This is a genomic window from Bradyrhizobium sp. 521_C7_N1_3 (genome assembly GCF_052075975.1).
Classification (GTDB): Bacteria; Pseudomonadota; Alphaproteobacteria; order Rhizobiales; family Xanthobacteraceae; genus Bradyrhizobium; species Bradyrhizobium japonicum.
Map to the genome: position 1 here is coordinate 2618948 of NZ_CP197232.1, position 25298 is coordinate 2644245.

21 protein-coding genes are annotated in these 25298 nt (G+C 61.6%); 12 read left to right on the top strand and 9 right to left on the bottom strand.

The window, feature by feature from the left end:
- The first annotated feature begins 47 nt into the window (after window positions 1-47).
- The 3 genes from AB7008_RS11840 (at window position 48) to AB7008_RS11850 (ending at window position 1025) form a co-directional block, all read left to right on the top strand.
- Window positions 48-218: a hypothetical protein gene (locus tag AB7008_RS11840; RefSeq protein WP_162136531.1), complete on the top strand. Its 171-nt coding sequence runs from the start codon at window positions 48-50 to the stop codon at window positions 216-218.
- A gap of 87 nt (window positions 219-305) precedes the next feature.
- Entirely contained in the window at window positions 306-551 is a 246-nt protein-coding gene (locus tag AB7008_RS11845) for a hypothetical protein (RefSeq protein WP_039146277.1), read from the top strand.
- A 51-nt stretch (window positions 552-602) separates the two neighbouring features.
- On the top strand, window positions 603-1025 hold the full coding sequence (locus tag AB7008_RS11850) for a hypothetical protein (RefSeq protein ID WP_028159056.1): 423 nt from the start codon (window positions 603-605) through the stop codon (window positions 1023-1025).
- 28 nt (window positions 1026-1053) lie between these two features.
- Here the strand turns inward: AB7008_RS11850 and AB7008_RS11855 are convergent, their stop codons facing one another.
- Both AB7008_RS11855 and AB7008_RS11860 read right to left on the bottom strand, forming a co-directional pair.
- Window positions 1054-1788, bottom strand: a complete 735-nt coding sequence (locus AB7008_RS11855) for a metallophosphoesterase family protein (RefSeq protein WP_028154250.1) — start codon at window positions 1786-1788, stop codon at window positions 1054-1056.
- Window positions 1789-1900: 112 nt separating this feature from the next.
- On the bottom strand, window positions 1901-2224 hold the full coding sequence (locus AB7008_RS11860; protein ID WP_248881597.1) for a hypothetical protein: 324 nt from the start codon (window positions 2222-2224) through the stop codon (window positions 1901-1903).
- A gap of 344 nt (window positions 2225-2568) precedes the next feature.
- Here AB7008_RS11860 and AB7008_RS11865 point away from each other — a divergent pair, with 344 nt between their 5' ends.
- From AB7008_RS11865 to AB7008_RS11875, 3 genes are all read left to right on the top strand, one after another.
- Window positions 2569-3993, top strand: coding sequence for an undecaprenyl-phosphate glucose phosphotransferase (locus tag AB7008_RS11865; RefSeq protein WP_028159058.1), 1425 nt, complete (start codon window positions 2569-2571; stop codon window positions 3991-3993).
- Between the two features lie 141 nt (window positions 3994-4134).
- Window positions 4135-5229, top strand: coding sequence for a hypothetical protein (locus AB7008_RS11870; RefSeq protein WP_248881599.1), 1095 nt, complete (start codon window positions 4135-4137; stop codon window positions 5227-5229).
- 33 nt (window positions 5230-5262) lie between these two features.
- Entirely contained in the window at window positions 5263-6423 is a 1161-nt protein-coding gene (locus AB7008_RS11875) for an acyltransferase family protein (RefSeq protein ID WP_441258845.1), read from the top strand.
- A 1-nt stretch (window position 6424) separates the two neighbouring features.
- Here AB7008_RS11875 and AB7008_RS11880 read toward each other — a convergent pair whose 3' ends face one another.
- The 6 genes from AB7008_RS11880 to AB7008_RS11905 all read right to left on the bottom strand — a co-directional run bounded on the left by AB7008_RS11880 (window position 6425) and on the right by AB7008_RS11905 (window position 13245).
- Entirely contained in the window at window positions 6425-7225 is an 801-nt protein-coding gene (locus tag AB7008_RS11880) for a hypothetical protein (RefSeq protein ID WP_441258846.1), read from the bottom strand.
- Entirely contained in the window at window positions 7209-9419 is a 2211-nt protein-coding gene (locus AB7008_RS11885) for a GNVR domain-containing protein (protein WP_028159062.1), read from the bottom strand. Before AB7008_RS11885 ends, AB7008_RS11880 begins: the two co-directional genes overlap by 17 nt.
- Window positions 9420-9439: 20 nt before the next feature.
- Window positions 9440-10036, bottom strand: coding sequence for a hypothetical protein (locus tag AB7008_RS11890; protein WP_441258847.1), 597 nt, complete (start codon window positions 10034-10036; stop codon window positions 9440-9442).
- 350 nt (window positions 10037-10386) lie between these two features.
- A complete protein-coding gene (locus tag AB7008_RS11895) occupies window positions 10387-11028 on the bottom strand; it encodes a transglutaminase-like cysteine peptidase (protein ID WP_014497518.1) in 642 nt (213 codons plus the stop codon).
- Between the two features lie 144 nt (window positions 11029-11172).
- On the bottom strand, window positions 11173-11817 hold the full coding sequence (locus AB7008_RS11900; RefSeq protein WP_028159065.1) for a hypothetical protein: 645 nt from the start codon (window positions 11815-11817) through the stop codon (window positions 11173-11175).
- Window positions 11818-11859: 42 nt separating this feature from the next.
- Entirely contained in the window at window positions 11860-13245 is a 1386-nt protein-coding gene (locus AB7008_RS11905) for an O-antigen ligase family protein (protein ID WP_028159066.1), read from the bottom strand.
- Window positions 13246-13610: 365 nt separating this feature from the next.
- Here AB7008_RS11905 and AB7008_RS11910 point away from each other — a divergent pair, with 365 nt between their 5' ends.
- The 6 genes from AB7008_RS11910 (at window position 13611) to AB7008_RS11935 (ending at window position 20261) form a co-directional block, all read left to right on the top strand.
- Window positions 13611-14801, top strand: coding sequence for an acyltransferase family protein (locus AB7008_RS11910; protein WP_304492922.1), 1191 nt, complete (start codon window positions 13611-13613; stop codon window positions 14799-14801).
- Between the two features lie 47 nt (window positions 14802-14848).
- Window positions 14849-16159 (top strand): hypothetical protein, encoded by a 1311-nt coding sequence (locus tag AB7008_RS11915; RefSeq protein WP_304492923.1) that lies wholly within the window; start codon window positions 14849-14851, stop codon window positions 16157-16159.
- An 88-nt stretch (window positions 16160-16247) separates the two neighbouring features.
- Complete coding sequence (locus tag AB7008_RS11920) at window positions 16248-17300, top strand: acyltransferase family protein (RefSeq protein WP_304492924.1); 1053 nt, start codon at window positions 16248-16250, stop codon at window positions 17298-17300.
- A 48-nt stretch (window positions 17301-17348) separates the two neighbouring features.
- Complete coding sequence (locus AB7008_RS11925; protein WP_304492925.1) at window positions 17349-18803, top strand: lipopolysaccharide biosynthesis protein; 1455 nt, start codon at window positions 17349-17351, stop codon at window positions 18801-18803.
- Between the two features lie 13 nt (window positions 18804-18816).
- The gene (locus AB7008_RS11930; RefSeq protein WP_441258848.1) at window positions 18817-19386 is read left to right on the top strand and encodes a serine O-acetyltransferase; all 570 of its coding nucleotides are present in this window, start codon (window positions 18817-18819) and stop codon (window positions 19384-19386) included.
- A 137-nt stretch (window positions 19387-19523) separates the two neighbouring features.
- On the top strand, window positions 19524-20261 hold the full coding sequence (locus AB7008_RS11935) for a class I SAM-dependent methyltransferase (protein WP_038937187.1): 738 nt from the start codon (window positions 19524-19526) through the stop codon (window positions 20259-20261).
- A gap of 60 nt (window positions 20262-20321) precedes the next feature.
- On the opposite strand, the gene AB7008_RS11940 is transcribed toward AB7008_RS11935, so the two are convergent.
- Window positions 20322-24683, bottom strand: coding sequence for an RHS repeat protein (locus tag AB7008_RS11940; protein WP_441258849.1), 4362 nt, complete (start codon window positions 24681-24683; stop codon window positions 20322-20324).
- Window positions 24684-25298 lie beyond the last annotated feature (615 nt).

Consider the following 25298-nt stretch of genomic DNA (forward strand, 5'->3'; position numbering starts at 1 on the left):
ACACAACTCGAGGATGAGACTGCCAATATCACTGGAACGAATTGCGAATGATGCTGCTCGCGATCCTGGTCTCGCTCCTCGCTGGCTTTGGCGCAGGCTATGCGACGCGCGCGCTGCGGCCTCGCGAGCGCGCGGAGCGTCATCCGTTCCACCGTCCCTACAGTCCCACCGCGTTCCGGCAGAACAGTTCACTGGCGAGGGCGCGGCGTGCATTCTGAGGATTTACAACCGGCGTGCGGTTCTCGCGTTGCGGCTCGCATGGCGGCGGAGGGGAGTGAATCATGACGGGATTTCGGGGAGACGCCATGACGAGCCCGACGTACAACGCGCCACGGCGGTATTTCGTCGATGGAGGAGGTCGCCGCGTCCTGATCGGCCTGACGCCTGAGGAGACGTTCGAGTTCGAGCGGCTCGACAGCGAGCAGGCGCAGGTCGCGCCCGATGCCGGCGAGCGGCGCAGGCTCGAGCTCTATGAGAAGCACGAGGGGGCCTGGAGGGCCTGGATGGCGCAAAGCCGCACCGAGCGGCGCGAAGGATTCAACCTTTATTAACCATCGCAGGCCCATTTTCTGGTCTGGCGCCTCGAACCGGAAAATGCACGCATGTTTCAGCTCTTCCTGCGGGCCCGCACCCATAACTTCCTGAAAGACCGTTTCGGCGGTGAGCAGGTGTTCCGTGCGCGCTCGCCCGAGCGCGACGCCGAAACCGATCGCACCCGCATCGAAGCCATCATGATTGCGATCGATGACGCCCTGCATGCGGCGGAGCGTGAGCAATCGGGTCTCAACCGCCGGGTCGAGGACGTGCTGGCGCGCGCCGCCGTGACGATCGGCAACGGCGACGACGAATATCTCGAGCGCGAGGCGCTCGACAATCACCACCAGGACCTGTTCGACAAGGAAATCCTGAACGGCCAGCGCCGGCTCAAGGAGCTCGGCGCCTCGATCGCCCATTTCAAGTTCCTGAAGGCGGCGATGCTGAGCCGTTTCCCGGACTACCGGCCTCCGGCGAGCCCCACCAACTGACGCCTGGTACGGCGCGCGAGCGGGGCCGCTAGATCGCGAGCATGCTGTTGCCCTGAATGGACAGCAGCGTCAGGTTTCCAGTGGCATAGGCCCCGGTATCGATGTTGGCCCGGTTCTCGAGCAGCTCGGCCTGCTTCACCGGCGTATGGCCGTGCACGACGTATTTGCCGAAGCGCCTGTTGCTTTGCAGGAACTCGTCCCTGATCCACAACAGGTCCTGCTCGCGCTGCTCGGAGAGCGGAATTCCCGGACGCACCCCTGCATGGACGAAGAAGAAGTCGCCGCATGTGAAAGTTGGCCGCAACTGGCGCAGGAACGCGATGTGCTCCGGCGGCATCACGGATGTGAGCTCGCGCACCAGATCGGGCAACTCGTCCTTGCCAAGGCCGGGCGCGGCCGACACGCCGTACGACATCAGGGTCTGGAGCCCGCCGAACTGAAACCATTCGGCGGCGCGGGCGGGATCTTCCAGCACCGAGGTGAAGTAGGCCTCGTGATTGCCCTTGAGAAAGACGGTGTTGCGGCGGCGGCTGCGGTTGATCAGGAGATCGAGGGTATGACGCGAGTCCGGTCCGCGATCGATGTAGTCGCCGAGGAAGACCTCGATCGCGCGATACGGCCGGCTGTTCGCCATGTCCGCATCGATCACGGCGAACATCTGCTCGAGCAGATGCGCGCAGCCGTGGATATCGCTGATCGCATAGATGCGCACGCCGTTCGGTAGCTTCGGCCGGGGCGAATTTCGGGGCGCAATCATGGACATGGGGTGCAACTCTTTCAGAGAGCTTCGCCCGGGATGTCAATATGCTATCGGCGAATCTGGGCGCCCGAACAGGTTTTTTTCCACCCCTGCCGGCAAGCCTGCGCCTGCCCGATCATTCACCAGCGCTGCGAATCACCCGTCCCCAAGCTTGCGCGAAGCTCGCCGAGTTGCCGCTGTCGAACGATGGTGCGGCCTTGCCGCGATAGGCGGCCGCTCGCGCGCGGACCAGAACCGCGCCGCAGAAATAGCCAAGCTGGAGCACCGACGCGAAGACGAGGATCGTCACAACGATGTGAGCTGAATCATGTCCCTGCCAGGCGGAGCCCACACCGAGGATCGTGGCGCCGAGAACGATGGCGGGCGGCAGGATGAAGATCCGGAATCGGCCACCCAGCAATGATCCGATCAGCAGACTGAAAATGGCAACCGTACTCACGACGCAACTCCTCGAATTGGTCACGAGTGTTAATGGCCGCGGCCTAATAACGGCTTAAGCGGCATGGTTGAACAGCCGTTCAAATGCGCGCGACAATGCTGTGCGAAATGACGCGATTTGGTGCGAAACGCGGCGTGATGCCCGCTTAATTGTCACGCGTGTGACAGTAGTTTGAGCATTGCTTTGGCGCGACGCTGCATTGCATGAAAATCGATTTGATTTTTTCGGTGCAGTGCCGCAATGTCGCTTTGTTTAGTTAAGATATACTCCAGCGCACGTCGACAAAATTAGATCGATTTGCTCGCAATTCTGATTGCGAGTGGTGACGAGGCAGCGAGGTTCGGATGGCTGTAGCAACTTACGGTTCGGAAAATTATTATTCGGTTATCTCGAACCGACGCGGTGCCCTCCAAAGACCCCTGCAAGTGGCTTTGATCGCCGGAGACTTCGTCGCCGTTCTGCTCAGCTATTTCGCGGCAAGCGGCCTGTATCGCGTGCTCGTGATCGAGCAGGACTCATCCGTCGGAGCAGGTCTGGTCGTCGGTGCGGTGTTCGTGACGATCGCTTACTTCCAGGGCGTCTACGATCACCATCGTCTGATGAACACGGTCTGGCAGCTGCGCAAGGCGCTGGCGGTCTGGCTGATCTCGCTGACCATTCTCGCCGTCGAGGCGTTCCTGCTCAAATCGTCCGCGGACCTGTCGCGCGGAACCACGCTGCTGTTCGCGGCCACCGGCGGCGTCGCCTTGGGCGGTCTGCGCGTGCTGTGGCGTCTGGCGCTGACCTCGAGCTACGCCAGGGGTCGCCTGGTGGACCGCAAGGTCGTGCTGCTCAGCCTCAAGCCTCTCGATTTCACCTCGACCCGGTTCAAGGATCTGCGCAAGCACGGCTTCAATGTCGTACGGCATTTCGTGCTCGATTCGTCGGAGGAGGGCGCGGGCTGGGATCGCGAGATTCGCGACATCACCCGTCAGGCGCGCACGGCGGATGTGGAAGAATATCTCCTGGTCATCGACTGGGACGAGATGCCGCTTCTCCAGAAGCTGAGCCAGCACCTGCGCGTTGTTCCCCAGCCGATCCGTCTTCTGCCGGATTTCCCGATCGCCGATCTGGTCTCGCGTCCGTTCCAGCCCGTCAGCGGCACGGTTGCGATCGAGATCCAGCGTGCGCCGCTCAGCGTGTTCGAGCAGGCGCAGAAGCGCTGCCTCGACATCGGCCTTGCCTCGTTCGCGCTTCTGTTGCTGGCGCCGCTGCTGATCACGGCTGCGATCATGATCAAGCTCGATTCCAAGGGCAATGTGATCTTCAAGCAGGCCCGGCGCGGCTTCAACGGCAAGCAATTCGATATCTGGAAGTTCCGCTCGATGACGGTGGCGGAGAACGGTCATGTCGTCACGCAGGCGACGAAGAGCGATGCGCGCGTGACCCGTGTCGGCCGCGTGCTGCGGCGGACCAGCATCGACGAGCTGCCGCAGCTCTGGAACGTTCTGCGCGGCGAGATGTCGCTGGTCGGGCCGCGCCCGCATGCGCTCGCGCACGACAATTACTACGACCCGATCATCAGCAACTACGTGTACCGGCATCATATGAAGCCGGGCCTGACCGGTTGGGCCCAGGTCAACGGCTTCCGCGGCGAGACGCCGACCATCGATCTGATGGAAAAGCGGGTCGAGTACGACATCTGGTACGTCAGCAATTGGAGCATCTGGCTCGACACCAGGATCATCCTGAAGACCGCGCTGGCGCTGATCCATCAGGAAGCCTACTGAGCCAGGCCGACGTCGGGCGCGCGTTGCCGCGCCCGACCCGCACGCCGCCCGTGCAGAGGGGAAACGGCGTGCATTTTGCAGCATGTGATTCGTTGCTGCCCCTTTGACGATTTGCACCCCCGAAACGCCGAGCCTTGCAGATTGAGCCATCGCCTCGCCAAGTTCGTCGCCTTGCCGTTGCTCGTCACCTGGGCGATCGCTGCCGCCTGTTCTCATGCGAACGCATTGGAGTGGGGGGTCGGCGGACCGCCGCAAAAGCGCAGGGATCTCGCGCCGATCTTTCAGCTCATGAGGGAGCGTGGGCTCACGCAATACAGAACCGGTCTCAACCTGACGCAAGATGCCGAGCCGGGCGAAGCCGCGATGTTCCGGCAAACGATTGCGCTCGCCAGAAAATATTCGATCACGCTTCATCCGCTGATCAATTTCCCCTTCCGCTACGGTGACCGCACCGACAAGGGGCGGTACCCCAAGGGAGACCGGGACGCGCTCTACAGGCAGGGCTACGACCGCACCTACGCGTTCGTCCGGCAATTCAAGGACGATGTGTCCGACTGGGAGCTCGAGAACGAGATCAACCTGCTCGCGGTCGATTCCGACGGGAAGAAGCTGTTCGGGCGCGGCATGACCGCGGCAGACTTCGAAATGCCGGTGATGGAAGACTGGGCCCAGGTGTTGCACGGCGCGTCCGATGCCATCGACCAGATCAACCGCGAGACCGGAAGTCATCTGCGCAAGGTGCTCAACACGACGTCGACGATGCTGGGCTTCCTCGACTTCATGGAGTCCCGCGGCGTCAAATACGACGTGATCTCCTACCACTATTACGAGGTGGCGGGGCAGAACCCGCATCGGCACTGGAATGGACGCAATCCGCCCTTCGACCTCTTCAAGAAGCTGGCGTCCTATCACCGCCCGGTGACGTTCAACGAGGTCAATTGCGCCGAGATCTACAAGCCGGCCTATGGAAATCGGCCCGGCGATCCCCTGACGGAGCAATGCCTCCGGTCGCTGCGGGACACCTTCCAATATCTGAAGAACCAGAAGGACGTCGAGATCGAGAGCGTGATGGTCTACGAGCTGTTCGACGAGCCGCAGAAGAAGCCGCCGGAGAACAGGTTCGGGCTGATGTACGAGATCGACAGGCCCAAGGTTGCGCTCTTCCTTCTTTCGGAATTTGCCGGCGGCCGCCTGTCGGCTGAAGAATCGACTGAGTTGAGAACCAGGGGACTGTAGCTTTCGGTCTCCGTGCGAAGAAAAGAACCTGCAATGCCTTTACCTGGATCTGAGCGCGTCAACACCGAGAAGTCGGGCAGCATCTTGGGCTTCAACGGGCTGCGCGGTCTCTCGGTCGTCCTGGTCTATCTCAATCACAAGTGCGGACTGCAGTTCTACTCGGGCAGCGTCGGCGTCTGGATCTTCTTCATCCTGAGCGGCTTCCTGATCATCGGCGAGCTCAACAGGCAGCGAGGCAAGGCCGAGACGGCCGCGTCCCGGCCCGCGGCGGAAATCGTCACCTTCTGGGTCAAGCGGGCGACACGCATCTTTCCCGCATATTATGCGCTTCTCGCCATCCTGTTCCTGACCCGGTCCTATTTTCAGCACGCGGGGCCCGATCTCGGCTTCCGCTATCACGTCGTGTACCTGTCCAACTACTGGATCGGCAGCGTCATCGGCGGGACCGCCGGTCCGTTCGGCGTGCTCTGGACGCTCTCGGTCGAGCAGCAGTTCTACGTGATCGCGCCCTTCCTGTTCATCCTGCTTCCGCTGGAGCGCCATTTCGTCACCTGCATGAGCGTCGTCGCCCTCGGGTTGATCGGCCATTTCCTGATGTATTCATCGGGCTTCAATCACACCGCCATCCACACCTTGTCGCCCTGGAATTTCAGCCTGATCGCCTTCGGTGGCGCGATCACGATCCTGCATCTTCGCAGGCAGGGATGGGCCCCGAACGGCAACGGCGTATTTGCCTGTCTCCTCATCGTCGCGTTCGCGCTGTGCTCGAACGGCGTGATCTACGAGGCCCCTTCGTATCTTTCCCCCGCGATCGACATTGCGATCGGGCTTTGCCTGGTCGCGCTGGTCTGGTGGGTACGCGCCAACCAGGACAGTGCCTTTGTTCATGCGCTGGAGTGGAAGCCGCTCGAGCATCTCGGGAAGATCAGCTACGGCTTCTATCTCGTCCACAACTTCATCCCGAACCCGCTCGGCAAGGCGCTGACGCTCTATGGCGGGATGTCGGTGCCCGACAGCGTGAAGATCACCGCAGGCGCAGCCATCGGTTTCGTGATCTCCTACGCTGTCGCGCATGTGTCCTGGAAGTACTTCGAATCGCCGATCCTGCGCAGCCGTCGCGGCCTGACCAAATTCTTCCTGCAATACCTGCCCGAAAATCCCTCGCAGGGCGTGCCGCGAACCGAGCTGAAATAGCCTAGCGGCTCATCCGAAAGCCATCGCCATCGGCTGGATAACAGCGATGGCGAATTCGCAGGCCCTTCTCCGCGACGAAATGCCAGAACAATTCCCGATCGGCTTCGGGCGCGGTGCAGGTACGTTCGAGCAGCGCGACGCGCGCCTCAGGGCCGGCCGCCTGATAGAACGTAGCTGCGCTTGGGAACAGGCGGGCCTGGAAGATATCCGCAAAGTCCTGGGTGGCGTAATCCCTGAGCTCGGGCGAGGCCGCATTGAAGGCGCGAAGCGCCAGTGGCGCGCGGATGAGCTGGAGCCAAGCCTCGTGTGGCGCGAAGCGATAGGAAAGACCCAGCAGTTCCGCCGTTCGCGGCCCAAAGCCGGCCTGGCGAATTTCGGCCCAGTAGCTGCCGAACCAGCCAAGTCCTTCAGTCGGCGCGCACGCCAGCAGGGCACGGCTCGTCGACGCGACGGCGTCCGCATCGAGGTCGATCTGCCTCAGGTCGCCTGCGCGTGTCGATTCGTCGGCGATCGCGAGCTGCAGCAGCAGGAGCTCGCGCAGCGTCTTGGCGCTGCAGAGGCGACGGGCGGATGGCAAATTATCCGATACGATTCGTCTCAGACGATCGACTTCATATCGCTCGCCGCGCGCGACACGTCCCGCAATCTGCGGAACCGCGGGATTGGTCACATCCGGGGCGATAGCCGCGATCCACACCAGCGCGGCCGCGGCAAGCGCGATGGTCGAGCCGCGCAGAAGCCAGCGATAGGCGATCCCCGTTGCCTGTGCCACCGGCTCGGTGGCGCTAGGCTCCCTCGACATAGTAGCTGTTGTAGTGCGAGCCCTTATACGCCTCGATCCTCTTGAGCATCTTCGGATTGGCACGATTGAGCACGGCGCCCAGAAGCTTCTTCTGAATGCCTTCGGAACTCGCCATCGACTCCTGGAGCGCGTTGCGGGTCGTACGGCCCCACTCGATGACGTAAACCATCGCATCGACGAGATGGCTGACCGCCTTGGCGTCGGCGACCGGCATCACCGGCGCCAGATCGATGACGATGTACTCGTATTCCTCACGCACAACCGCAAGCAGGTCAGCCATCGCCTTGGAGGCGATGACGTCTGCCGAGTTCACCATGCGCGATGCGACGACGGAGGGCAGGAAGTCGAGCCCGCTCTCCTTGCTGCGCTGGATATGATAGCCGAACGAGCGCGGATCCTTAAGGGCTTCGACCAGGCCGGTCTTGGAATGCGGAGCCAGCGCCCTCGTCAGCGAGCGGGTATGGAGGTCGCCGTCGATCAGCAGCGTGCGATGGCCGGTCAACGCGGTCAGGTGACCGAAATTGGCGGCGACCGTCGTTTTTCCCTCTTTCGGCAAGGACGACAGGATTCCAATGACCTTGACCTCGCGCGAGAGGCGGGCGACGTCGATCGACACCTTGATGTTCCGTAGCGTCTCCGCGAACCGCGAGAACGGGTGCTCGACGACGTAGCTGGATATGTTTCCTTCCGGATGATCCGCCGAAGCCCTCGCCGAGCGGATGTCGGGAAGAACGCCGAGGCATTTCACCCCGAGCTGATCCTCGACGTCGCTCGGAGAGCGCAGCACGTCGCTCATCAGTTCCTTCGTGAAGGCCGCCCCGAAGCCGAAACAGAGACCGCCAAGCAGGCCGCCGGCCAGCGCCAGCAGCGTCTTGGGCGAGCTCTTCTTGTCGGGTTTGACCGCCGTGCCGATGATGCGCGCCTCGCTGATCGGGAAGCTCTGGTTCTGCGTCGCGTTCTGCAGCTTCTCGAGGAAGTTGTTGTAGAGGTTACGATAAGTATCCGCCGCGCTCTCGAGGTCGCGCAGCTTGACCTGCGCCTGGCTGGTGCTGCCGGCCTGGGATACGAGGTTCTTGAGATTGTCCTCGAGCGACGTCTCGCGACTCTTGGCGATCTCGTACTCGCTGCGATATGCGTCCGCGATACGACGGACCTCGTCCGCGATCGCCTTGCGCAGCTCTTCCATGCGGTTGGCGAGATTCACGGCCGCCTGGTGGGTCTTGCCGTAACGGCTTGACCAGTCGGCATATTGCGCCGCCAGGTCGAGATATTGAGCGCGCAGGCGTGTGATCACCGTGTTGTTGAGTGCGTCCGTCACGGTCGGCTGGACGAGATCCTTGTCGAGCAGCGCCTCGATTCGGTCGAGGCGCGCCTTGGCCTCGGCGGTCGCGGCATGAGCGGCAATCAGCTGAGAGTTGACGTCCGCAAGCTGTTGCTCGCTCATCAGACCCCGGCTGGTGCCCACGATGTTGTTCTGCGCCTTGAACGTCTGCACGGCGCGGTCGCTCGCCGTCGCCTGTTCACGCAACTCGGCGCTGCGCTGCTGGAGCCACTCGCCGGCGCGCTTGGTCGACTGATATTTCGCCTCCAGCGCGCCGACGATGTAGGCGTCCGCAATCGCGTTGGCGATCTGCGCAGCCTTGTTCGGATCGATCGAACGGTAGTTCATGGAGAGGACATAGGTCGTCAGCACGCGCTCGACCTTCAGGTTCTTCTGGAGGAGTTCGACCGCGCCGCGCTCGACCCGCTCCTTGCTCGGAGGGCCGTCCGACCCGAACATCGCGATGACCTTGCCGATGACCAGCGGAATCAACCCGGGATCCGAGCCGTTGAACTCCGGATCCTCGGTGAGCTTCAGGCGACGGACGATCGACAGGAGCAGGTCGTCAGACTGGAGAATCTCGACCTGGCTGTCGACGAAGCCCGGGTCGATCAGTGCATTGGCGGTTCCGCTGTCCTTGTCCAGCACCTGGGTTTGGCGCGTGTCCATCAGGATGCGCGCATTTGCCGTGTACATCGGCGTTGCCACAATCAGGTAGACGAGAACGATCGCGAGCGTACCTGCCACGATGGCGACGATCAGCGGCCATTGGCGGCGTACGATGTCCAGAGCGCGCTCGGCGCTGAGCGTCGTGCCACCGACCTCGATGGCATATCTCGGGCGTTGCGGAAACTGATCTCGTGGCTGAAACATCGCTGGGAATCTTGAGGTTGTCACTCGGGAAGGGGAACGGGTTTGAACGGGTCGGCGAGTTCGGTCTTCCACTCACCCGACAACAGACCGGCGCTTGCACCCGGCCCAGCCGGTGCATTGCTCGCCGTGGCGGGAGCCGGGCTTCCCGGAACGGGCGCAGCCGCCGCGTCCTGATCCGTGAGATATCCTTTGAGGACGGCGCCGTCGTGCAGCTTGGCAACGAATTCGCTGATCCGGCGCGCGACGTCGGGCTTGGTCGCGATGCAGCGCTCTTCGGCACGGTGAAGACCGGCGCCGATCGCGACACGGTCGGCCTGGCTCGCCTCGCGCAGCATGTCCCGAACCGGATCGAGCGCGGCTATGTCGGTCACCAGCAAGCCGGTGAGCCGGCCCGAAAGCTTGTCCCTGTCGTTCTTCGACTGTCGCAACAAAACCGAGGGGTCCGAGACGAATGCGCTGACGGCGGACGACGGCGCTCGTTCGGCGCGATCGACGCATTGAGCCTGTGCCGGCGCGGACAGCATCGCAGACACGGCAACGGCGATCACCGCCGCGATCCGTAAGACCGGCAGGGAGCCACGCAACAAGCTATCGAGTTTGATTAGGATCGCGCTCATATCTCGTTGCAAACTAGTGATGGCGTATGGATTTAGGCCCTAGGTCCTTGATGACCCAAAACTATGTCAAATTCTTGTGCGGCGCAAAATATAAACCAGTACGGACCAAATTGCCATCCTTGCCCGCTCCGCAATCTCCGTTTCACATGAACGAAATTCTTGCTGCGATCAGGCGCGGATTCGGCGAACGATTGCACGCGCTCGTATGCGATAAGCACGAATTTTAGGCAAGCGCCATGCAAGGCAAAGCACCATGCCAAGGCAAAGGCGCGAGGGACGGTCTGGCAGACCATCGCCTCGCGCCTGTCGCAACCTGCGATTGAGGGCGGTAGAGCGAAACTTCGCGCGGTCTATTCGGAGGTCCGCAACATCGCGAGACGCGTGGCCCGCAGGCGCTCGCCATGCTCGCCGATCGCGACCCAGAAGCGCGGATTGCCGCCGGACTGCATCGAGATCCACTCGTAATCCGCGGCGTTCCAGGGGCGCACCGAAGCGGAAAGGTTGTCCAGGACGAAGTCGCCGTCGGCCAGCCGCGCGACCAGCACGAGATGGCCCTGGCCGCCATTGGTCAGGACCACTGCGAGGCGCAGTGCCGACTTGGGCCAGCCCATCTCGATCAACTGATGACGCTTGGTGACCGCGTAGTCGTTGCAATCGCCGGCAGACGGCGAAAGGCTCCAGCGCGCCACCATCGGATTGGTCGATTTCTGCATCGGTGTGATCGACGCGTTCACCGAGCTGTTCACCTCGCGCAGCATGCTCATCGCCCGGTCGCCCGAAGGCAGCGTCCGGTCGGCGGCGTCGCTCGCGCATTCGGCGTCGTTGTTCATGCAGAACTTGACGAATTGCAGCGGCGCGAGCGCATTGTCGTACTCGCGGATGAACGCGCCCTTCGCCTGATTGAGCGAACCGTCGTTCAACATCTCGGCCTTGGCGGCGGTGCCGGTCGACGCGATCCCGATCGCGACCAGCGATTTGATAATCCAGCTCATGACATCCCCGTCTCGCGTTTTCTTTTTTGACGCTACGGGTATCTCACAAACGATTTGAACTTTGGTTCCGCGGAAATTTACAATTGTAGCTAAATAGGCCGGTCACGGGACCGGCCTGGGAGGGGTGGTTAACGGTTCCAGCCGTCAGCGCGACGGGCTTACCGAGGTCAGAACGGCGGTCGATGTCGCCGCAAACAGCGTCTGTGACGCCGGACCGGGCCCGCTCTGATTCACGACCGTGGGTTGGGTCGAGGTTGCTGCGCCACCGCGTGCCTCCGCCGCGGTCGAACCAGGTCCGCCGCCGGCTGTGGTCTCGCCCGTCGGATCGGCACCGTTGGTCGCTTCGGTCGGGATATCGCCGGTGATGCTGGTGAACGATTGGATCAGGTCGGGATTCTCGGTCTTGAGAACGGCCTCCTGGATCAGCTGGGCAACGCCGGGCTGCGACAGGACGCAGACCGAAGCGGCGGTGCCGAGGCCGGCGCCAATGGCGCGGCTTTGATCGGCGCTGCTGGCCTTCGCCAACGAGGCAATGCCATCGACCGTCTCGGGACGCGCAGTCAGAAGGTCGCGCACAGCCGAGGCGAGGCCGCCTTGTCCGTCCTTGAACTGGTCGAGCAGCCCGCCCGGATTGGCCAGAAAGTCGGTGGCGCGCTCGGCTGAAACAGCGCCGGTGTTGGCAACGCAGCCCGAGCTCACGCCCGTTGCGCCGAATGCAGCCGGCATTCCGGCGAAAAGTGCCAGCGCTCCGACAATCACGGTGAAGCGCCTACCAGAATTCCAGCTCATTGCCCTGCCCATTTCTTCAATCAATTTGACTTTAAACTTCAATTAATTTGACTTTAGCTCGGCTTGCACGGATTTGCCACGTTCTTTTCGCATCTGTGATGGTAGCGATTGCGCGAGGCCGCACCCGACGATGGCTACGAAAAACACGCCGTAACCGGGTATCTGCAACGAGAAATCGATGCAGCTATGTGCAACTCCCAATACAGCGACGCTGGCGCCGATCACGGGTATGTAGCGGTCGCGCTTTCGGCGCAAGCTTCCGGTAAACAGATGGTAAAGATACCAGAGGCAAGCCAGCGCGATGACGGCGAAGGCGGGAATGCCTAATTCAACGGCAATTTCCAGCGGCGTGCTGTGAGCGCGGTCCCATATGCCGAGACTGCCGAGCGTTGCGGGTCTGATGGCGGGAAAAACAGCTTCGAAATTGCCCAGCCCGACGCCGAGCAGCCAATGATCGGCGATGATCCCCAATGACGCCTGGTAGGCCGCGAGCCGCTGCGGATCGATCAGCCCGTGTTCGACGATTCGCCCCGCCACGAGGCCGCCTACGAGCTGCAGGAGCACGAGCCCCGCTGCCGCTGAGCCGCCGAGGACCAGCCACTTCCGCGATCTGCCGAGCTCGAGCGGCACGAGATAAAGGATGATGGCCAGCACGAACGTGCCGACCGACAGCAGCAGACCCGCCCGCGATCCGGTCATGGCAAGCGCGATCGTGCAGATCGCGAATCCCGCGCCGAGCGCCACCGGCGCGGAGAGGATTTGCTCGAGCTGCGATCGCCAATCCGGTTGTTCCGGCGGCCCGCCTTCCTGGCGGTGCATGGTGCGCAGAAGCGGCACCAGAAACAGCAGGGCGCAACTGCCCCAGAACGTCGCCGCCGTGTTTCGATTGACGAAGGTCCCCGTGGCAAAGCCCAGATAGGCTTCTTTCTGCCTGAACAGCACCATGTCCGGCGCGATCAGTTCCGCCAGAATTCCGTACAATGCATACAGGCAACCCGCCCATGCCAGTATCCGTAGCAGCGAGCGTGCGGCTCCCGCGTCGCTTGCAAGAATGACGGCGCGCGTGAAGGCGAGCGACAACAGCAGCACCGATCCGAACGCCAGCCACGTTCCGCGCGCGGTGACCGAGAGACGGTCAGGCAGTACGAGGCCGAAAAAATGCCGCGGCAGTTCCCAGACCGCGGCCGATTCGCTGGACGGATCGCTCCACGTTTGCAATGTCACGATGACACCCACCGCTGCGATCGCCACTGCCAATGGAATGAGCAGCATCGCATTGCGACGGCTCACGGCCGAAAGATCGGCGGTCAGCAGGCTGCAGACGAGCAGAAAATTCCAGAAGCAAATCCACGCGAGGTCGAGGGATCCGAGCGGAAGTGGCGCCAGCACAAACACGGCTGTGGCGAAAAATCGCGATATCGCGCCCAAAGGCCCCTCTGTCGTTCAGCTCAGCCGCGATGGAGCTACCAGAACTTCGCGCGAGATCAAGTTAATGCGAGGCTGGGTCGTTGATGGCCATTCGCAACATCGCAAACAAGACCGCAGCGGCTCGCGCGTGCAGCCCTGATCTGTTCCAGACGCAATGCCCGTTGCCTCACGAAAGCTGAATTGAAGTTTATGAGCATGTCGTCGGAGCAAAGATGTCGGCCGGCGTCTTGCTGTCGCATCTGTCGTGCACTGTCCTGATCGAGATCGGCACTTCGCGGCTCTTTTCGGTTGAATAAACCACCCGGTGGAGGCATTATATTGCACCGCAGCATTTCGCTTTGGTCGAATCGTAGAGCCTCCATCAAGTGCTAGCTCATCAAACAAAGGCGCACTACGTTCCGCTGGACAGCGTGCGTGGCCTCGCCGCCCTCTGCGTGGTCGTCCATCACTTCGTCGGATCGGATCCGCTCGCCGCTGCGCTGCCTCATCGCGCCTGGATCGACGTCGCGTTTTTTCACAATTCCTGGCTCTTCGTCGACTTGTTCTTCGTGTTGAGCGGCATCGTGATCTCGATGAGCTACGTGCAGTCGGAGTTCAGCGAGTTCGACTTCCGAACGTTCACCTTGCGCCGTATCGCGCGCATCTATCCGCTGCACATCGTCATGCTGTTCGCGTTTCTGGCGTTTCGGCTGATGCGGCTCACGCTCACCGAACTGGATCTGCTGCACTTCTCGACCAACGAGACGGCGGATCTCCAGGTTAACAATGTGTACTCGTTTGTCGCGAATGTGTTCTTGCTCCATGCTATGGGCGTGCTCGACTATCTGAGCTGGAACGGCCCGAGCTGGAGCATCAGCGCGGAGTTCTACACCTATCTCGTGTTTGGCGCCGTCGTCGTCCTGTCGCAGCGCCTTGGCTACATCAAGCTCGTCTATGCCTTCAGCGCCGTGCTGGCCGTGACGGGCGCGGCTCTCATTATCTTCGTGCTCAAGAATGAAACGCTCGATTTCCAGACCAACGCCTTCACCCGATGCTTCCTGGGCTTCTTCGTCGGCGTGCTCACGCTTCGTTTCGTCTCGGGAAAAGGTCGTTCAGTGAGCCCCTTCGTTCAGTCGGCCTGCCAGATCGGCGCGGCCGTCGTCGCCATCGTGCTGGTTTCGATCGTCGGCTTCGACGAACGGCTCAGCTTCGTGGCGCCGATCGTTTTCGGCGCCCTGCTGGGCTCGCTGATGGCGTTTCCGGAGCGGCTCCTGCCGAAGCTGCTGTCCGTTCGTCCGCTGGTCTGGCTGGGCAAGCGCTCCTATTCGATTTACATGACGCATGCGCTGATACTTGTCCTCATCCAGTACTTCGCGCGTGGCGTGGGCACCGGGCGCCTGCAAATCGTGGACAACATTCTTCCCGGACTGGCAGCCTCACTGCTGCTCGCCGTCTTCGTGGGCGCCGTGCTCGTGCTCTCCAACCTCACTTACCTCTGGGTCGAGATGCCGGGGTCGCGGTTCGTGCTGCGGCTTTTCAATCGCCGCGCCGTTCCCGCTGTGGCCGCGGCGGAGTAACGGGCATGTCCAGCAACTCTTCGGCTCTACCGAGGTCGGACTGGCGCATGGTTGATCCGGTGGCCTTGCCCCGGCATCACCAGCAAGAGGGCAGTGCATTCTTCAGTCTCGAAGCAATCGCGCTCTTGCTTTATTTCTACCGCGACGCGCTCGCAGGCGCGCTGCGCTATTATCTGGCCGTTCTCAAGATCAGCCCGCTGTGGTTCCTGCCCGACATTTTCGCGCTGGTCTGCATTTTTGCCTTCGTACAGCGCTACATCCTGATGGGACGTAACCTCGTCGCGATCCTCACGCTGTTCTACATCTGCTTTGCGCTTTACCTCGGATACGTGTTCCTGGGCTATTTCAGCGGCATGATGTCGTCGTTCAAGATGATTGCGCCGGTGTTCGTCGGCTTCTGCTTCTGCGGGCGCAATTTCGGCGACTACGATCGACTGCTGCGGTGGCTTCACCCGATCTTCTACCTGACGATCGTCGGGATCATATTGTCGTCACGCATGCAGTTGCCCTGGGTGGGATATGCCTACGAGACTTTCGGCACGACGCGGCAGGCGACGCGGCTGTGGTGGTCGGCGTCGGAGACGCGCCTGGCGGGGCTGGCCGCCGACAGCACGATGGCCGCATTCTTCGTGTTCATTTCGTTCACGATCAGCTCGGTGCGCCGGAGCCTGCTGTGGTGCCTGTTCTGGGCCCCGATCGGTCTCTACGCCATCAAATTGACCACGAACAAGACGTCGCTCGGCGTGATGGTGATCTACATCGCTTGCCTGATCATCGTTCGCCTCGTTCCCGAGCGTGAGAAGTTTCCCATGCTCCGGCGCATGGCGCTGCTGTCGTTCCTGTCGATCCTCGTGCCTGCGGTGCTGATCGCGCTGTTCTCCGGCAACGGGCTTGTCAGCATGTCGCGCGGTCTGTTCAGCCTGCAGGACCGCGTCAACAACAGCTGGCAGTTGCCGTTCGTCTATATGGCCGATCTCATGCCGGTCGGCTTCTTCGTCGGCTGCGGCCTCGGTTGCTTCAACTATCCGCAGTTGCTGTTCTCGAACAAGCTCAGCTATTACGTTCCGGTGGATAATTTCTACCTCGGCACCTACCTGATGTTCGGGCCGATCTTCGTGTTGTTCATGGTCATGGTCATCCTCGCGGTCGCAAGGACCAGGGACATCTACAAGCTGTCTTTCGCGGTGGCCATGAATCTCTTCACCATCACGGTTCTGGCCTATGGTCCGGCAAGCGGCCTGATCATGCTGGGCGTCGCCTTCAGCGAAGTCTTCGCCCGAGAGAGACGTGACGAGACCGTCGCGGACGCGACGCCGCTCGCGCCTGACGTCGACGATCTGGTTTCGCGGCCGGCATGATCGCGATGTTGCCGAATGCAATGAGCTGCGATGCGCAGCACGGGCTCTGGTCCGCAACTTTCCTTCATCTTGATATCGGATCGCGGCGGTGAGCGCAGACAGCAAGAATTTCGTGGAGGCGATCCAGGGTCTGCGCGGCGTCGCCGCGCTCACCGTGCTGATCGTCCATCTTCAGGACATGCCGCTTCTGGCGGGTTTCCTGCCTCCGATCTGGCCGTGGCTGGAAGCGACGGTCAACATGGGCGGGCACGGGGTCGAGCTGTTCTTCATGATCAGCGGCTTCCTGATTCCGGCGAGCCTGATGCGCCACCGCAGCGTCGGGAAGTTCTTTCTCGATCGCGCCCTGCGAATCCTGCCCGTGTTCGTGATCCTGCACCTGATCCTGTTCACGGCAGGCCCCCTGGTTGGCTACAAGTTCTTCAAGGGGATCGATCTGCCGACCTATCTCAAGCTGTTCTTCGTCAATCTGGCGTTCCTGCCGGACGCGCTGGGATTGCCGATCGGCCAGCAGAATGCGTGGACACTGAGCTACGAATGGGCGTTCTACATTCTGTTCGCGGTGATCTTCGTGATGTTGGTGCAGCGAAGGAACTGGCTGCTGGCGGCGCCGTTCATCCTGCTCGGTCTCGCGGGCATCGCCTTTCGGCCGATCGCCGCGTTCTTTCTGGTCGGGCTGTTGTTCAGCCTGATCGATCTGCGGATCCGCGTCGTCGGCTGGCCCGGATTGCTGGCGGGCATCCTTTGCGGGATCGCGATGTACGTGTCGATCGAATATGCGCATCCGCTGGTCGGGCTGCTGCCGGGCGCGCTGCTGTTTGGAATGGTCCTTGCTCCGGACTCCGGCATTGCCGCCGTTTTGAGCGGCAGATTCCTGCAGTTCCTCGGAAAGATCAGCTACAGCCTCTATTTGGTCCATCCTTTTGCGCTATTTCCGTTGCAGGTCATCGGAGTGAAGCTGGCCGCGCATGGCGTCAATCTCTGGCTCCTCTGGGCCGGGTTCGCGGGCCTCGGCCTGATTGCCGCACTGATAGCGGGAACGGTCAGTTACGAGCTGATCGAAGTGAGACTCCGCCGCTTGCTCGATCCGGCGCTGCGGGGCCTGTTGTTCGGAGTGCGCCGTGAAGCTCGCTATGTCGCCTGAGCGCATCCCTTCGCAATCGTTTCAGCCGGATCACGTACGAGAGACGTCATGATCATCAAGAATCTGCTCTCGATGTCGAGCGTGAACGTCGTGAAGTCGGCCGTTCAGTTCCTCATCACGCTGCTGATCACCTATTTCGTAACGCCCACGGAATTCGGGCTCGTGGCGTTTTCGCTGCCCTTCATCGCCTTCATCTCCATGCTGACCGACCTTGGTCTGTCGAGCGCGATGATCCAGCGGACGTCGCTCACCAGGGAGGAAGCCGGCGCGGCGACGACTCTGATGGTCGCGATCGGGATTGGTTGTGCCCTGGTGCTGGCCGCGGCCTCGAAACCGCTGGGGGCTGCCGTCGACATGCAGGGGCTGCCGTCCGTGCTGGCTGCTCTCTCCGGTTCGGTCGTCTTGTCCATTTCCGCGATGGGGCCGCGCGCGGTCCTGGAGCGCTCCCTGCAATATCAGACCATCGCCTTGATCGAAGCCGGCGCGGCTCTGGCTTCCGCGACGGTGGGCGTGGCCGGAGCCCTGCTCGGATGGGGGATCTGGGCGCTGATCGCATACTATGTCCTGATGCAGGCGGTGCGCGCCGTCGCCTTCTATGTGAACACCAGGCGCCACATCCACCTGTCCTTCAAATGGCGCGGCGTCGCGCTGATGCTGTCGTTCGGTGGCTGGGTGCTGGCCTCGAACGTCCTCAACTTCACTGCGCGAAACGTCGGCAATCTCATGATCGGCGCCAAGCTGGGCGCGGCGGCGGTCGGCCTGTTCGGTCTCGCCTTCCAGTTCATGACGCTTCCGCTGATGATCCTGTCGTGGCCGGGCGGCGGCGTTCTGATGGCCACCCTGAGCCGGATGAACGGCGAGCGGGAACTTGAACGGCGCAGGGCGGCGATCTGCGCGGTGCTCGGCATGACCGCGATGATCACATTCCCGGCAATGATCTACCTGACGTTCGGGCTGAAATATCCCGTTGCGACGTTCCTCTCGGCGCATTGGCAGGAGGTCCTGCCGCTGATTGCCATCCTCGCGCCCGCAGGCGCGGCGCAGTCGATTGCGGCCTATGCCGGGCCGATTCTGCTGGCTCACAACAAGGCCCGGCTCCAGTTCTGGGTGAGCACCGCCAACAGTGCCAGCATGATCCTTGCCTTTGTCGTGGCGTTGCCGTTCGGGCTCACGGCCGTGGCGGTCGTGTACCTGATCGTATCGATCCTCGTTTGCGTCCTGATGCTGATGATTGGTGCCCGCAACTGCGCGGTCTCCTATGCTTCTTTGTTGGGCGCCCTGATGCCGGCTACCGTCGCCACCGCGCTCGGCGCCTTGTGTGCGCTCGTCGCCACGAAGGGAGACGTCGCAAGCCTGTCACATTGGCTGTTGGCGACGGGCGTCTATGCGCTGATCGTACTTGGCAGCTACGTGATATTCAGGCGTCGTATCTGGAACAGCATGCAGTCGCTGCTCGGCGGATCGGTTCCGTCGATACAGGCGAATGCTTCCTCGGCAGGTTAGTAGAGATCGTTTGATGTCATCAGTTGACGAAATGAGCGGCAAGTCCCAAGCGGGATTTCCGTGGCGCGAGGACCTGATGGCAAACACCGGCAGGTCCGGTGTGGGTGCCGCTTTCGTCGCCATGCTGACGAGCCCGGGCTTTGCCGTGATCACGACCTGGCGCATCGCCAAGATGCTGCGATTCCAGACACGCTGGGGACATCAGATCACCTGGCTGCTCGTGCGGGTGCTAATGCGGCGCGGCTGCTACATCTCGGTTCTCGCGGAGATCGGTCCAGGGCTGATCTTGCCGCATCCGACTGGCGTCGTGATCGGCGAGGGGGCGCGGATCGGTCGTTCCGTGATGCTTTATCACAACGTCACGCTCGGCCGGCGTGCCTGGGATGAACCGGGTTGCCCGACCATCGGCGACGGCGCCGTCATCTACACCGGCGCGGTGATCGTTGGCCCGACTTCGATTGGCGCGGGAGCAAACGTTGCCGCCAACGCGGTCGTGACGCGTGACGTCCCGCCGCATTCCGTCGCCGCGGGAGCACCCGCGCGGATCGTGCGCTCGGAAGCACCAGGTCGCCTGCGCGCCTGACGGACCGCGAACCGACGGCGCCGGTTCCCGGCGATGCGCGATCCGCGTTTCGTCCGCTTGCGCAGTCCGGTCACAATTCTGATTGCTTGCCATGTATAGTTGTGTCCGGAAACGTCTCAGACACAGGAAGCAAGCCCATGTCGTCGATCATTACCGATTTTTCGCAAGTCTATCCCTATCTCGACGGCTCCAAGTTCAAAGACACCATCGTCGTACAATATCGGGGCGACGGCGACGTCAGATACAGATGCGACGTCCTCGTGGACATCTGTCGGGGCAAGCGCGTCCTGCATGTCGGATGCTGTGACCATCTGCCGCTCATCAAACGAAAGATCGACAACCGCGACTGGCTGCACGGTCTGATCACCGAGTGTTCCGAATACACCGTCGGCGTCGACATCGATGCGGATGCGGTGCGGGAGGCGTCGCGGATTTCCGGGCTCGACAACATGGTCGCGGGCGACGTGACGTCCGGCCAGAAGATTGACGCAATATCCGGCCGGAAGTTCGACATCGCCGTGTTTGGCGAAGTCGTCGAGCACATTCCGAACCCGGTCTCGTTCCTGTCGCGCTTCAGGGAGAATTACGGCGACGTCGTCGACCAGATCGTGATCACCGTTCCGAACGCCTTCAGGGGCGGCAACATCAAAGGAATCCTGAAGAACGTCGAGACGATCAACAGCGATCACCGGTTCTTCTTCACGCCCTACACCATCGCCAAGGTCGCAATCGATGCCGGCTATGCGCCGGTCGAGGTGAAAATGGCGACCTTCATGCGCGCCGGAAAGCTGAAGTCGATGCTGCTGCGGCAGCTGCCGCTGCTCGCCGAGGATATCATCTTCATCGGTGCGGCCACACCCGCGCGGCCGCACTGACCTTGCTTCCCCCGTCGTCCTGATCAGCTGGCAGGGGTGGCCTGCCAGCTGGTTTCGGCATCAGACGAACAGGAAGTTGCCGTGATCCAGGTTGGCCGAGTTCACATTCTTCAACAGGATGGAATCGGCCGAGGTGAGCTGGATCAGCGTGTCGGACCCTGATTGCGAAATCTGCAGGTGGCTGTAGTCGGCCACCAGTGATTTCAGGATTTCGATCGTGTCGTGGTTCGCCGCGGTTCCGGCATGGAAGCTCTTGATCTGGTCGTTGCCGCCGTCGAACATGACGGTGGTCGTGCCCGGCGCCGCGGAGAAGACGTCGTTGCCGCTCCCGCCCGCCAGTGTCAGTCCCGCAGTCACCGCCGTGACCGTGTGGGTCCCATCGGTGTTGAGGACGTCGATCGAGAGCAGCGAGCCGCTGGTATTGTAGCTGTCGTGCTCTACGGCGCCCGGCAGGCCGGCGACCTTGAACTTGAAGACGTCGGACGTTCCATCGGCGTTGTTGATGGTTTCGGTCGTCTTGACCCCGGTGCTGTCGTAGACGTCGGAGACCTTGCTGCCGTCCGACTTGACGACCTGCGTATAGTCGAGCGTGCCGTCCGCGTGCGAACGGGTGATCGCCGTCATCTTGCCCGCCGCGTCGATGTGCTGCTGCTCCGTGACGTAGCTCTGGCCGGTGATGTTGTACTTCGTATTGTCGTGCGAGCCGTCGGCGTTGTTGACGTAGATCGCGGACTTGACGCCAGACGCATACACGGTCGTCGAGTTGGAGCCGTCCTTGTTCAGCACGTAGTCGCTGGTGAGGCTGCCGTTGCTGTCGAACAGCTTGGTCTCCTTGGTGCCGTCGGCGTTGACGACGTAGATCGACGAGTTCAAACCATTCACGTAATTCGTCGTGGTCACGTCGCCGCCGGCCGTCTTGTGAACGTCCTGGGTCAGGGCTCCCGACGAGTTGTACATGTCCGTCGTGGTCGATCCATCGGCGTTGTTGTGGATCTCGCTCGTCTTGTGACCGGTGCTGTCGTAGAGGTCGGTGACCTTGCTGCCGTCGCTGTTGATCACCTGCTTGTAGGCAAGCGTGTCGTCGGCATGAAGGCGGGTCAGGGCCGTCAGCGTGCCGGCGGCGGTGAGGTGTTGGATCTCGGTCGTATAGCTCTGGCCCGTGATGTTGTAGAAGGTGTTGTCATGGCTGCCGTCGGCATGGGTGACATACACCTTCGTCTTGACGCCGGCGGAGTAGACCGTGTTCGAGGACGAACCGTCCTTGTTCTGGATCAGGTCGCTGGCGATGATCCCGTTGGAATCGTACAGCTTGGTGTCCTTTGACCCGTCGGCGTTGACCACGTAGACCGACGCCAGCTTTGCGCCGTTGTAGTTCGTCGTCGTGGTGTCGCCGGAATTCGTCTTGGAGATCTCCTGCTTCAATGCGCCGGTCGATGCATCGTAGATGTCGGTCGTCGTGCCCGACGACGTGACGGTGATGACCGAGATCTTGTGGCCCGTGGAATCGTACTGGGTCGTGACCTTGCTGCCGTCGCTGTTCAGCACCTGGCTGTAGGCCATCGAGCCGTCGGCATGGGTGCGGCTGACCAGCAGCAGCTTCCCGCTGGGATCGATGTGGTCGTGCTCGGTCGTGTAGGACTGGCCGGTGATGTTGTAGTAGTAGTTGTCGTGGCTGCCGTCGGCGTTGGTGCCATAAACCTTGGTCTTGACGCCGGCCGTGTACAGCGTGTTCGAGGACGAGCCGTCCTTGTTCTGAGCGAGGTCGCTCGCGATGACGCCGTTGGAGTCGTAGAGTTTCGAGTCCTTCGAGCCGTCGGCGTTGACCACATAGACCGACGCCAGCAGCGAGCCGTTGTAGTTGGTCGTGGTCGTGTTGCCGGAGGTCGTCTGCACGACCTGCTGCTTGAGCGCGCCCGCGGTGGTATAGAAATTGGTCGTGGTGGCCGTCGACGTTATGGTGATGGCCGAGGTCTTGTGGCCGGTCGAGTCGTACTGGGTCGTAACCTTGCTGCCGTCGCTGTTGAAGACCTGGCTGTAGGCCATGGTGCCGTCGGCATGCGTGCGGCTGACGGACACCAGCTTTCCGCTCGCATCGAGGTGGTCGTGCTCACCGGTATAGGACTGGCCGGTGATGTTGAAATAGTAATTGTCGCTGCTGCCGTCGGCGTTGGTGACGTAGGTCTTGGTCTTGACGCCTGCCGAATAGACCGTGTTCGACGACGAGCCGTCGGCATTCTCGACCAGGTCGCTCGCGATGACGCCCTTGGCGTCGTACAATTTCGACTCCTTCGACCCGTCGGCGTTGACCACGTAGACCGACGCCAGCAGCGAGCCGTTGTAGTTGGTCGTGGTCACGTTGCCGGAGGTCGTCTGCACGACCTGCTGCTTGATCAGGCCGGCTGTGGTGTAGAAATCGGTGCTGGTCGCCGTCGACGTCACGGTGACGACGGAGGTCTTGTGGCCCGTGGCGTCGTACTGGGTCGTGACCTTGCTGCCGTCGCTGTTGTAGACTTGGCTGTAGGCCATGGAGCCGTCGGCATGCATCCGGACGACTGATAGAAGCTTCCCGCCCGCGTCGAGCTGGTCGTGCTCGGTGGTATAGGACTGACCGGTGATGTTGTAATAGTAGTTGTCGTGGGTGCGGTCGGCATTGGTGACGTAGACCTTGGTCTTGACGCCGTTCGAATAGAGCGTGTTTGAGGACGAGCCGTCCTTGTTCTGGACGAGGTCCGCGATGAGATTGCCGCTCGTATCGTAGGTCTTGGTGTCCTTGTCGCCGATCGCCGAGACGGTGACGTCACGCACCATCTTGCCGCCGGTATAGGCGATGTTCTCCGACGAGCCGTCGGTATTGAGCGTCACCTTGCTGGTGATGACGCCGTCGGTGAAGTTGGACGTGCTGGTCGACAGAAGCTTTGCTGAGGAATCGTAGACCCTGGTCACGCTCCAGGTGTCGGTCGAGTTGGTGATGGAGAACTGGTAGCCGCCCTGGATGGCCGCGAGCGCCTTCCCGTAATGCGAGATCATGTACGCCATGGTGGCATCGGAGGCGACCGGGAGCACGTGGGTGTCGGTGAGCGTGATGGTCTTGAGCGAATCCGAGGCGTTCAGGTCGGACATCTGCGACACGATGTCCGCGGCGGTTCCGCTGACGTCGGTCACGGCGGGCGGTGCAGAGCCGCCTCCTGCGGGAGCGTCGATCTCGATGATGAGCGGATGGTCCGTGATCGGAACCACGATCTGGCTGACATCGGTGTAGGTCGCGATCGGCGAGCTGCCCTTCAGCGGGTCATAGACGTTGATCAGGTGGTGGACGCTGCCCAGGTTGACGGTAACCGATGTCGTCGGATTCGCGATCTCGGTGTCGGTGGCGTCGTTCCAGACCTTGGGTTCCGCCCAGACCACGAGCTCATAGGCGCCGTTGCTCTTGCCGAGAACCATACTGTTCCCGCTCGCCGGCATGTTGTCGAGCGTATAGTTGAGCGAGGCCGTCGGCGTGTGGCCGCCCTTGCCGTCGTCGGCCAGGATCGTCGTCAGATTGTGGACCGCAGTCGCCGCGAGCTTCGGGGTTCCGTCGGCGTTGAACAGGCCCCAGTGCGATTCGGGATCCGTAGGGTCGTTGCTCGCCGAGGCGTCGAGCAATTGATAGAGATAGGTGGTGCTGACGCCGTCCTTGTAGGCATCGACCAGCGTGTTCAGGATCGATTTCGCCTGTACGTTCTCGCTGGCGCCGACATACGGGGTATCGCTCTTGGTCGTATAGCCGGTCTCGGTGATCACGACCGGTTTGCCGCCGGTGACCGACGTGGCGTTACCGAGCAATTGCTCGAGAGCAGTTTCGGGTGTCAGGCCGGTGCTGACATAGGCGTGAGAGTTGGCGTAGTCGGTCGACCCCGACATGTTTCCGAGATTGGCGTAGTCGGCCGAGTCATTGTAGCCGATCGACAAATTGTAGACGGGGATGTCCTTGAGCGCGGCGTCCGCCTTGATGGCGTTGTAATAGACAGCCTGGAACTGCGCTGCGGCCGAGACGCTCGAGCTCCCATTATAGCTGAAGCCCTGGATGTTGACCTCGTTGAGGCCTTCCAGCGCGATGACGCTGCCGGGATGGCTGGCCGCGAACTCCTTGACGGATTCCAGATAAGACTGGAGCGCGGCCGCGCCGCCGGCCGGAACGCCCGACGGAACCACGAGGTCGAACTTGTAACCGTCCTTCGCAAGTCCCTCGACGATCGGTTGCGCTTCCGGGCTCGTGGCGAGTCCGCCCCGCAGTTTCGTCACCCCGAGATATTTGAGATTGTCCTCGACGAGGGCGAGGTTGTCGTAGGCGCCCCAGGAATATCCAACGTGAACATTGACGCCGATGGAACTGACAAAGGTGCTCGCCGACAGGATCGTCTGATCTGGTGATGCGGTGGTCATCGGTATTTCGGAGCCTTTTCTGAAACGCGAGAGTTCGGTGCCGCCTGCGTCTGTCGTATCGGCCAATCTCTGTTTTTCGAGTTGGTGAGATCGGTAAAAATGGAAGCACCCGGAGATTTTCTCACCGACGCTTCCTGCGCGACGCCCACAGCGCACGAATCTGCGTGGACTGAGATTGATCGATGAAGACCACGGCAATGTGCTTGCAGCGTGACGTTCGAATGGCGATGCAACGACGATGTTCGATCGATGTTGTGCCGGTGCCTAATCGAAACGCATTTGCTTGTCGCGCGAGCAGCCTTACTTCGAATCTCTTGCTTCGAATCTATTGTGTTAAGCGTCGTTAAGCCTGTGGCGTGGGCGGATCGAGTTGCCCGAGAGTCACGGCCGCAAAAAATATCGATCGAATTTCGAATGTGACAGTTGTTGGGGCGTTGAAGGCTTGCAGCGCGCTTCCGAATTTTCCCGCGTGCAGTCGGGAAACGAGAAAGTACATCTACGGAACTCGCTACCGGAGTTTTGTTTTCTCTCCTGGTCGCTGCGACATTCGTGTCGACGTCCATGCAGAAGGATATCGAGTCTGTTTTTAAGCGATGAAGAAACGCCTCGTTGAGG

Coding starts and splice junctions, on each gene's coding strand:
- AB7008_RS11865 (WP_028159058.1), top strand. CDS start 2,569: ATGGCTGTAGCAACTTACGGTTCGGAAAATTATTATTCGGTTATCTCG.
- AB7008_RS11880 (WP_441258846.1), bottom strand. CDS start 7,225: ATGTCGAGGGAGCCTAGCGCCACCGAGCCGGTGGCACAGGCAACGGGG.
- AB7008_RS11940 (WP_441258849.1), bottom strand. CDS start 24,683: ATGACCACCGCATCACCAGATCAGACGATCCTGTCGGCGAGCACCTTT.
- AB7008_RS11890 (WP_441258847.1), bottom strand. CDS start 10,036: ATGAGCGCGATCCTAATCAAACTCGATAGCTTGTTGCGTGGCTCCCTG.
- AB7008_RS11895 (WP_014497518.1), bottom strand. CDS start 11,028: ATGAGCTGGATTATCAAATCGCTGGTCGCGATCGGGATCGCGTCGACC.
- AB7008_RS11925 (WP_304492925.1), top strand. CDS start 17,349: ATGATCATCAAGAATCTGCTCTCGATGTCGAGCGTGAACGTCGTGAAG.
- AB7008_RS11930 (WP_441258848.1), top strand. CDS start 18,817: ATGTCATCAGTTGACGAAATGAGCGGCAAGTCCCAAGCGGGATTTCCG.
- AB7008_RS11885 (WP_028159062.1), bottom strand. CDS start 9,419: ATGTTTCAGCCACGAGATCAGTTTCCGCAACGCCCGAGATATGCCATC.
- AB7008_RS11935 (WP_038937187.1), top strand. CDS start 19,524: ATGTCGTCGATCATTACCGATTTTTCGCAAGTCTATCCCTATCTCGAC.
- AB7008_RS11855 (WP_028154250.1), bottom strand. CDS start 1,788: ATGTCCATGATTGCGCCCCGAAATTCGCCCCGGCCGAAGCTACCGAAC.
- AB7008_RS11840 (WP_162136531.1), top strand. CDS start 48: ATGATGCTGCTCGCGATCCTGGTCTCGCTCCTCGCTGGCTTTGGCGCA.
- AB7008_RS11915 (WP_304492923.1), top strand. CDS start 14,849: ATGGTTGATCCGGTGGCCTTGCCCCGGCATCACCAGCAAGAGGGCAGT.
- AB7008_RS11850 (WP_028159056.1), top strand. CDS start 603: ATGTTTCAGCTCTTCCTGCGGGCCCGCACCCATAACTTCCTGAAAGAC.
- AB7008_RS11845 (WP_039146277.1), top strand. CDS start 306: ATGACGAGCCCGACGTACAACGCGCCACGGCGGTATTTCGTCGATGGA.
- AB7008_RS11900 (WP_028159065.1), bottom strand. CDS start 11,817: ATGAGCTGGAATTCTGGTAGGCGCTTCACCGTGATTGTCGGAGCGCTG.
- AB7008_RS11875 (WP_441258845.1), top strand. CDS start 5,263: ATGCCTTTACCTGGATCTGAGCGCGTCAACACCGAGAAGTCGGGCAGC.